The organism is Nostoc sp. CHAB 5715 (assembly GCF_020829685.1).
Lineage (GTDB): Bacteria > Cyanobacteriota > Cyanobacteriia > Cyanobacteriales > Nostocaceae > Nostoc.
Genome location: NZ_JAIVFR010000346.1, coordinates 1 through 6,856 on the forward strand (window position 1 = coordinate 1; position 6,856 = coordinate 6,856).

General features: G+C 41.0%; 12 protein-coding genes. 7 read left to right on the plus strand and 5 right to left on the minus strand.

Features of this window, described 5'->3' with window-relative positions; all coding sequences use genetic code 11:
* The coding region (rpoD, locus tag LC574_RS19430; protein WP_229455017.1) for an RNA polymerase sigma factor RpoD at positions 1–852 on the plus strand (852 nt) is incomplete at its 5' end.
* 197 nt (positions 853–1,049) lie between these two features.
* Here rpoD and tnpA read toward each other — a convergent pair.
* Positions 1,050–1,484, minus strand: a complete 435-nt coding sequence (gene tnpA / locus LC574_RS19435; RefSeq protein WP_229455018.1) for an IS200/IS605 family transposase — start codon at positions 1,482–1,484, stop codon at positions 1,050–1,052.
* Between the two features lie 58 nt (positions 1,485–1,542).
* Here tnpA and LC574_RS19440 point away from each other — a divergent pair, with 58 nt between their 5' ends.
* The 3 genes from LC574_RS19440 to LC574_RS19450 are packed head-to-tail and all read left to right on the plus strand — an operon-like array spanning position 1,543 to position 3,406.
* Complete coding sequence (locus tag LC574_RS19440) at positions 1,543–2,010, plus strand: hypothetical protein (protein WP_229455019.1); 468 nt, start codon at positions 1,543–1,545, stop codon at positions 2,008–2,010.
* 1 nt (position 2,011) lies between these two features.
* The gene (locus tag LC574_RS19445) at positions 2,012–2,296 is read left to right on the plus strand and encodes a hypothetical protein (RefSeq protein ID WP_229455020.1); all 285 of its coding nucleotides are present in this window, start codon (positions 2,012–2,014) and stop codon (positions 2,294–2,296) included.
* On the plus strand, positions 2,297–3,406 hold the full coding sequence (locus LC574_RS19450; RefSeq protein WP_229455021.1) for a transposase: 1,110 nt from the start codon (positions 2,297–2,299) through the stop codon (positions 3,404–3,406). It abuts the gene before it with no gap.
* A gap of 60 nt (positions 3,407–3,466) precedes the next feature.
* Here LC574_RS19450 and LC574_RS19455 read toward each other — a convergent pair whose 3' ends face one another.
* Positions 3,467–3,652: a chlorophyll a/b-binding protein gene (locus LC574_RS19455; RefSeq protein WP_109009401.1), complete on the minus strand. Its 186-nt coding sequence runs from the start codon at positions 3,650–3,652 to the stop codon at positions 3,467–3,469.
* A gap of 809 nt (positions 3,653–4,461) precedes the next feature.
* Here LC574_RS19455 and LC574_RS19460 point away from each other — a divergent pair.
* Positions 4,462–5,334: a class I SAM-dependent methyltransferase gene (locus tag LC574_RS19460; RefSeq protein ID WP_229455022.1), complete on the plus strand. Its 873-nt coding sequence runs from the start codon at positions 4,462–4,464 to the stop codon at positions 5,332–5,334.
* Between the two features lie 7 nt (positions 5,335–5,341).
* Here the strand turns inward: LC574_RS19460 and LC574_RS19465 are convergent, their stop codons facing one another.
* The 3 genes from LC574_RS19465 to LC574_RS19475 are packed head-to-tail and all read right to left on the minus strand — an operon-like array spanning position 5,342 to position 6,123.
* Complete coding sequence (locus tag LC574_RS19465) at positions 5,342–5,659, minus strand: GNAT family N-acetyltransferase (protein ID WP_229455023.1); 318 nt, start codon at positions 5,657–5,659, stop codon at positions 5,342–5,344.
* Positions 5,638–5,892: a type II toxin-antitoxin system VapC family toxin gene (locus LC574_RS19470; RefSeq protein ID WP_229455024.1), complete on the minus strand. Its 255-nt coding sequence runs from the start codon at positions 5,890–5,892 to the stop codon at positions 5,638–5,640. The genes LC574_RS19465 and LC574_RS19470 overlap by 22 nt, the downstream gene beginning before the upstream one ends.
* An 18-nt stretch (positions 5,893–5,910) precedes the next feature.
* Complete coding sequence (locus tag LC574_RS19475; RefSeq protein ID WP_229455025.1) at positions 5,911–6,123, minus strand: hypothetical protein; 213 nt, start codon at positions 6,121–6,123, stop codon at positions 5,911–5,913.
* Positions 6,124–6,431: 308 nt separating this feature from the next.
* On the opposite strand from LC574_RS19475, the gene LC574_RS19480 reads away from it, so the two are divergent.
* Both LC574_RS19480 and LC574_RS19485 read left to right on the plus strand, forming a co-directional pair.
* Positions 6,432–6,647 (plus strand): hypothetical protein, encoded by a 216-nt coding sequence (locus LC574_RS19480; protein WP_229455026.1) that lies wholly within the window; start codon positions 6,432–6,434, stop codon positions 6,645–6,647.
* Positions 6,647–6,856, plus strand: a 210-nt coding sequence (locus LC574_RS19485; protein WP_229455027.1) for a type II toxin-antitoxin system RelE/ParE family toxin, incomplete at its 3' end; no start/stop codon positions are given. The genes LC574_RS19480 and LC574_RS19485, both read left to right, overlap by 1 nt.

Genomic DNA, 6,856 nt, shown 5'->3' on the forward strand with positions numbered 1-6,856 from the left:
GCCGATTTACTGGAATTAGAGAGGGTGCGGGAAAGACTCTATGAGCAGTTAGATCGCGATCCTAGAGATAGTGAATGGGCAGAAGCAGTACAACTACCTTTGCCAGCTTTTCGTTATCGCCTCCATGTTGGTCGCAGGGCGAAAGACAAGATGGTGCAATCTAACCTCCGTCTTGTAGTTTCAATTGCCAAGAAGTACATGAATCGTGGTTTGTCGTTCCAAGACTTAATTCAGGAAGGCAGTCTCGGTTTGATTCGTGCCGCTGAAAAGTTTGACCACGAAAAAGGTTATAAGTTCTCCACTTATGCTACATGGTGGATTCGTCAAGCAATTACCCGCGCGATCGCAGACCAATCCCGCACAATTCGGCTTCCAGTTCACCTATACGAAACCATCTCTCGGATTAAGAAAACTACCAAACTGTTGTCTCAAGAAATGGGTCGCAAACCCACCGAAGAAGAAATCGCCACTCGTATGGAAATGACCATTGAGAAGTTGCGGTTTATTGCTAAATCTGCCCAGTTACCCATTTCATTAGAAACACCCATTGGTAAAGAAGAAGATTCTCGGTTGGGCGATTTTATTGAATCCGATGGTGAAACGCCAGAAGACCAAGTTTCCAAAAACCTGCTGCGCGAAGACCTCGAAAAAGTCCTTGACAGTCTCAGTCCTCGTGAACGCGATGTTCTCAGACTACGTTACGGCTTGGATGATGGTCGGATGAAGACTCTTGAGGAAATCGGACAGATTTTCAACGTCACCCGCGAACGCATTCGTCAAATTGAGGCGAAAGCACTCCGCAAATTACGCCACCCAAATCGTAACAGCGTTCTTAAAGAGTATATTCGGTAGTCAATTAGTCATTAGTCATTGGTCATTGGTCATTGGTCATTAGTGAATAAACAAATGACAAATGACAACTGACAAATGACAAAACAATAAAAAACCTGGTAGTGAATAAGCACTCCAGGTTTTTTTATTTATTGAACGCGCGGCTAATTGAAGGGGTTCGTTAGCGAAGCGGTAGCGAGGAACGAGCGTCTGCCCCTTCAATTAACACTCTCCTTCCGAGCAAGCAAGTCACCCCTCTGTTTCTGAGTCTCAATGTACCGCTTCACTGCTTCTTCCGAGACTCCACCGACAGACGAATAAAATGTCCCATCACTCCACATCCCTGAACCCCAAAAGCGACGCTTTTTAATATCTTTGAATGTATTGAATATATGCACAGCGGAAATTGACTTCATGGTCTTAGCGATTTCTACTGGTGCAGTGGTATGGTCTGCCTGCACAAATACATGAACGTGGTCAGGCATGATTTCCAACGCGTGAAGTATCCATCCATAGGTTTTACAGGTTTCTCCAAGGATACGCTTTAATTCTACTTCCACTGCGCCTTCAAGGATTTGATGTCGGTACTTTGGGCAAAAAATAATGTGATACCCCAAGCAGTGTTTAGCGTGTGAACTAGACAATATTTTCATGATTTAGCGCATATCAGTAAAATATATAAAATATGTGATATAGTAATTTTACACAAAAATGCCCAGCGATCGCGGCTACGATCCTGGACGCGGTCAACCTAGTATTGGTAGGACAAAAAAGAAAATTCTACGACAAATAGCGGTCATAGTTACCGCTACATCTTTTTGCATTTCAGCTAGTGTCAAACCATCACAAGCCAATCCAGCAATTTTGGCTCCTGTTGCTTTCTGTGCAGGAACTGCTGGTGTGGGATGTGTTTTTGTTGGGGTGGCAATAATAGGAGGAGTTACCTATTATATTTGGTCAAACGGAACCAACACAGTAGCATCTGATGCATCGGGAAGTATTTTCAGAACCGAGTATTTAGACGATCCAGAAGATCAAGAAAATCAAGAAATTGTAATAGCGCTAAACGCTAAAAGCTGGCAAGCCGCAAAAAGAGAATGTGCTTGGCATCTCTATGGGCAAAAGTTCAAGGTTTTTCAGAAAAAAGGTCGCTGGTACTGTACAAACAAGGTGGACTAAAATGAATCAATTTTTAAAGGATTTTTACGCCGAAAACAAACCTAAAACTCTTTGTGTTTTACAGGCTTTACCGGGGTTTTCTGACGAAAACATCTTACCAACTATGCCAATGATGAATTCGCCAGAGCATAGTCTTAAATTCATCAAGGAACATCATCGGCATACCTGCTCTTTGAACTCAGATACTCCTGACTGGGAGTTGGTTGACGCAGAGGTTTACAAGCAAGAAAATTCTCTTTACGAGGCAGTGATTATTGCTTATTACAAACCTTTGGAGCCAGTTTAAATGAAGCGGACTGTTAGTATCCCAGTTGACTTACCAACAGAAAGGTTTCTACCCCTAATGGAACAGTGTGCAGAAATATTTAATGCACACGTTAGCTGGGCTATGGCTAACAGTACCTACAATAAAAACAAGGCACACAAGGAACTGTATTACCTATTAAGGGTTCAGCATCCAAGTGTGCCTTCTGCGTTATTGCAGACAGTCAGAGATAACGCACTTGAGGCAATTAAAGCCACCAAATTTAAAAGTATTCCCAAGAAAAAACCAACATCAGGATTAAGATACGACAAACGCACAATGACACTAAGAGGTAAACAATTAACCCTCAGTTGCATTGGTAAACGAGTTACTTTAATTCTTGACGTACCTGACTATTTCAGAGAAATTTTTGAAACTTGGGAATTTTGCGGTGCAACTGTAACTTACACTAAAAACACGCTTACGTTTTGGGTAAGATTAGTTTTTGAAACAGAAGACCCGCAACAAATAGAAGGACAAATTCAAGGAATTGACCGAGGCTTATATCATCAAGCTGTTACCAATGATGGTCAATTTTTCAGTTCTTCTAAAATCAGGGCAGTACAAAGACGTTACTTATACAATCGTCGTCAACTCCAGCAAAAAGGCACTCGCAGCGCCAAACGTCGTTTAAAGGCGATGTCTGGACGCGAGAAGCGGTTCATGCGGGATACGAACCATTGTGTAAGTAAAAAGTTAGCCAACCAACCCTTAATTGCGGTTTTTGTGCTTGAAGACTTGTCAAGTATTCGCACCCAGCGACGCGGCAAGAAAATGAATAAATGGTTGGGTAGTTGGGCATTTTACCAGCAGGAGCAGTTCTTGTCTTACAAGGCAGAAGCGTTAGGGAAACGAGTAGTACACCAAGATCCTCGTTATACCTCGCAGAAATGCAATATTTGTAAGCACATCCGAAGAACAAATCGGCACAAGTCTAGATTCCATTGCGAAAACTGTGGACATCGGACACACGCGGATCTCAATGCTGCGAAGAATGTTCGGGACGACTATATTCTCTCCTCTACCCAGTTAGGGACAGAGGAGCAGGTGTCAGTCAATGCACCATACGTTTCAACCGAGTCTCTCGGTTAGTTACAAGCCCCATCCCAAGAGTGGGTGGGGCGGTTGACAGGTCATCTTAGATATTAAAACTTATAGGATGCCCCAAAAATGTAGAAAGCCTTGACCAGAAAAAAGCTCAACCAAAACGGCTGCTAAAAAGCCAATCATTGCCAAGCGACCGTTCCAAATTTCTGCTTGTGGGGTAAAGCCCCAACGCCAAGCGTTGCGATCTTCAATTACAGGAGTAGTTACTTTTGTTGTGGTTGCATTAGTCATGGTTCAAACTCCAAGCTTAATTTTTAAGGTTTATTTCCTTATGTAAACTAATATAACAAATATTTTAATAAAGGCAACATGTTTTATATTTTTGTTTCCATAGCTTGACACGAACAATAGGAATTAATAGGAGCTAAAACATCTATCTTTGGATACAACTATAGGACTTCTAGCATTTCACGAAAATCTTGATACATATAGATTTTCCGTAGGGGCGCACAGCTGTGCGCCCCTACCAGGTATTTGTATTAACGTGAATTCGATTGCTCATATAATATCTACCTAATTTGTTCAATCAAAAAACCTCTCCCTGGTTTTACTACGCAAAACCGTCCCTCTCCGAGTCGGAGAGGGACAGACTTGAACTTTAGTTCAAGGCAGGGAGAGGTTCGTCGAACTCACGTTTGTATTAACTCAAGACTTTTGGCTGAGTATCTTAATTTATTAATATAAATTCTCAATTATTTTACTATGTAAGTAGTTTTTTCTGCCTACACTCGTTGAATAACAAGAATTTAAATTACAGGTAGATGTGTATTAACTATAGTTTAATTAGTATTTTTAGCATTAATTTAAAAATCTAGAGTACAAAATGCTTACAGTTGAAAGTACCTTGTTTACCAGTCTTGTGGGTGAAGAGTTAAGTGATTAAGACTGCTTTATAACGCACTCACTAAAATTATTAATTTAGCTTTGTCATCCAGATAGTTAAGTTAGAGTTATTACAAATAAAACTAATTTATAAGTTTAGGTAATTTTCATTTGATAAATTGATATTTAAACTGTTTGATAGTAGATCGAAAAAATTTATGAACAAACAGCAAACTAATGACTTTGACAAAATTATCCTTACTGCCTTCATGGTTAGTCTAGCTAGACAGTTTACAGATATTCCTTATGCTAAGGAGTTGGCACAATTAATAGAGATGCAAAGGTTAGTAAAGGTATCTCAACCACAAAATCAAGACAAAAGTATTTTACTTACCGCACGTATAGAAGCTCGTTATAAAGGCATCAACCAGGTGATAGCTAAATATCAAATAACACAAGTTCTAGAACTAGCATCTGGTTTGTTACCGCGTGGGCTTTTCATGTCTAGCAATCCGAATATCGTCTTTATTGAAAGTGACTTGCCTAAGATGATTAGTTATAAACAGCAACTAATTCAGCAACTTGTCGGGGAACGTCCTAACCTGCATTTTATAGAAATTGATGCTACTAATCATCCCAGTGAGTTTTGGAAGAGTACTCCTCTACTCAAAGCTGGACAACCAGTCATGATTTTGTGTGAAGGATTGCTGACACATCTGACTTTGTTAGAAAAACAACTTGTGTGTGCCAATGTCCGTGAGATTCTTCACTCTTATGGTGGTGTTTGGATTACTCCTGATTTCATTGACACAGCTAGTTTAGTGCGATCGCAACAAGATGACTCAGGTTTAGAAAAGCTATTACAAACAGGTACTGACCTTACAGGCAGGTCTTTAGTAAATAATAATTTTGGCACACTCGATCAAGCACGGCAGTTCGTTTACGAACAAGGTTTTCGTGTAACAGAACATGGTATGTTGAACGTAATAGACGAGTTAAGCTGCTTAGAAATTTTGGGTATTGATCCAGAAGTGGTAAGGAGAATGCTTGCTGCTCAATCTGTCTTTGCGCTTACTCTCAATGTTGCTTGATTTTTCCTTACTGCCAAAAAATTTCCATTTCTTTTGAAGTCGAGACAAAACCAAGCTTTTCGTAGATACGTTTACCATCCTCAGTGGCGTGAAGCCAGAGGCGTTTTACCTCAGTTGCCCTGACAAAGTTAATAATTTCCTTTAATAATGCTGTTGCAATTCCCTGGCCTCGCCACATCGGAATTGTATAAACGTTCATAATGTAGGCTTCTGAGCCTGAAAGATTACCGTTGTAGGGGGGTCGTTGAAAAAATACTAAGCCGCTAGTGGCAACAATTTGAGTATCCACTTCAGCTACCCAAGCTAAAAACTCATTCTGCGGCATTTTTTCAGCAAAATACTTTCGAGTTGCTGTAGCCCTTGATACGCTAAAATTTGCTCATCTGGATTTTTCGCCCTAGATAGAACACTGAGCCGACCTCTAACTTGTTCTTCGTAGGTAATTACAGTCACTGCAATTTCAACCTCTTCAACGGCTGCCAGCCTTGTCAGGATTCGCTTTCCCTCTTGTCCATTGCGTTGGATGAAACTGAGATGGTCGGTGTCAAGAATATACATCTTGCAGTGTTAGCAACCCTACTCAGCAGATTTCCGCCATTCTTGTCCAAAGCGAACTGCTTCCTCAAAAGTAGGATCGTTTTCAAAGCTACCTGCGACTTCTAACCACCAAAAAGATTTTTTCTGCACAAACCCATAGAGCATCTGTTTCATTTGTGCCAGTTCTGTCTCCAAAGTTGCAACTCGCGCTTCGAGTTGTTGAGAGCGTTCTTCAAGTTGCTGGGAGGTCATAGGGATCTACTAAAAGTTAGAATGCTGAAAGCATTATAGCAAGACCATCTGGTTCTGGTTCGTAAATGGCATCTTATCTATTATCGCTTCTTGGCGGCAAGTTGAGCGCTTTGTCACCCAAGCGATAACCTTTCTGCGCTGGTAATTGCTGATTCGTGAGTATAAGATTCACGTTAACGTCCTAGCATTTTATCCCGCAGATGCTTTCTGGCGATGTGCAAGCGGTTTGTTATGCCGCCGCGATCGCCGCAATATGCCACAATAGCAGGTAAAACAGTAAGAATAGTTTTCACGAACCATCATCCTCTATGCAAGTCAAAGATATGACCATCGAAGAACTCAAGCTTCTGATTCAAGAAACTGTTGCCGAAACAATTCAATCTCTAATGGTTGATCCTGATGAAGGCAAACAAATAAAGCCAGAAGTGAAACAGCAACTACTCGACTCTCTACAACGTACTCAGTCTGGAGAACGTGGAATCTCTGCTAAGGAAGTAGCAAAAAACCTGGGATTGACCTGGTAATGAAGCTTGACATCGAATTTAAATCAGAGGCGACTATCGGGTTTGAAGCTCTCACCTCAACTATTCAAGAGCGCATCCTGCATAAAATTCGCTGGTTGTCTGAGAACTTTGAGGACTTAACCCCTCAACCTTTGAGTGCTGATTTAAGCGGTTTGTTCAAACTCAGAATTGGGGACTACCGGGTTATTTATTCCTTTGATACTGAAGGA

Excerpts from the sequence above, each read along its gene's own strand:
- tnpA (WP_229455018.1), bottom strand. The coding sequence starts at position 1,484 with ATGAAAATATTGTCTAGTTCACACGCTAAACACTGCTTGGGGTATCAC.
- LC574_RS19440 (WP_229455019.1), top strand. The coding sequence starts at position 1,543 with ATGCCCAGCGATCGCGGCTACGATCCTGGACGCGGTCAACCTAGTATT.
- LC574_RS19445 (WP_229455020.1), top strand. The coding sequence starts at position 2,012 with ATGAATCAATTTTTAAAGGATTTTTACGCCGAAAACAAACCTAAAACT.
- LC574_RS19450 (WP_229455021.1), top strand. The coding sequence starts at position 2,297 with ATGAAGCGGACTGTTAGTATCCCAGTTGACTTACCAACAGAAAGGTTT.
- LC574_RS19455 (WP_109009401.1), bottom strand. The coding sequence starts at position 3,652 with ATGACTAATGCAACCACAACAAAAGTAACTACTCCTGTAATTGAAGAT.
- LC574_RS19460 (WP_229455022.1), top strand. The coding sequence starts at position 4,462 with ATGAACAAACAGCAAACTAATGACTTTGACAAAATTATCCTTACTGCC.
- LC574_RS19465 (WP_229455023.1), bottom strand. The coding sequence starts at position 5,659 with ATGCCGCAGAATGAGTTTTTAGCTTGGGTAGCTGAAGTGGATACTCAA.
- LC574_RS19470 (WP_229455024.1), bottom strand. The coding sequence starts at position 5,892 with ATGTATATTCTTGACACCGACCATCTCAGTTTCATCCAACGCAATGGA.
- LC574_RS19475 (WP_229455025.1), bottom strand. The coding sequence starts at position 6,123 with ATGACCTCCCAGCAACTTGAAGAACGCTCTCAACAACTCGAAGCGCGA.
- LC574_RS19480 (WP_229455026.1), top strand. The coding sequence starts at position 6,432 with ATGCAAGTCAAAGATATGACCATCGAAGAACTCAAGCTTCTGATTCAA.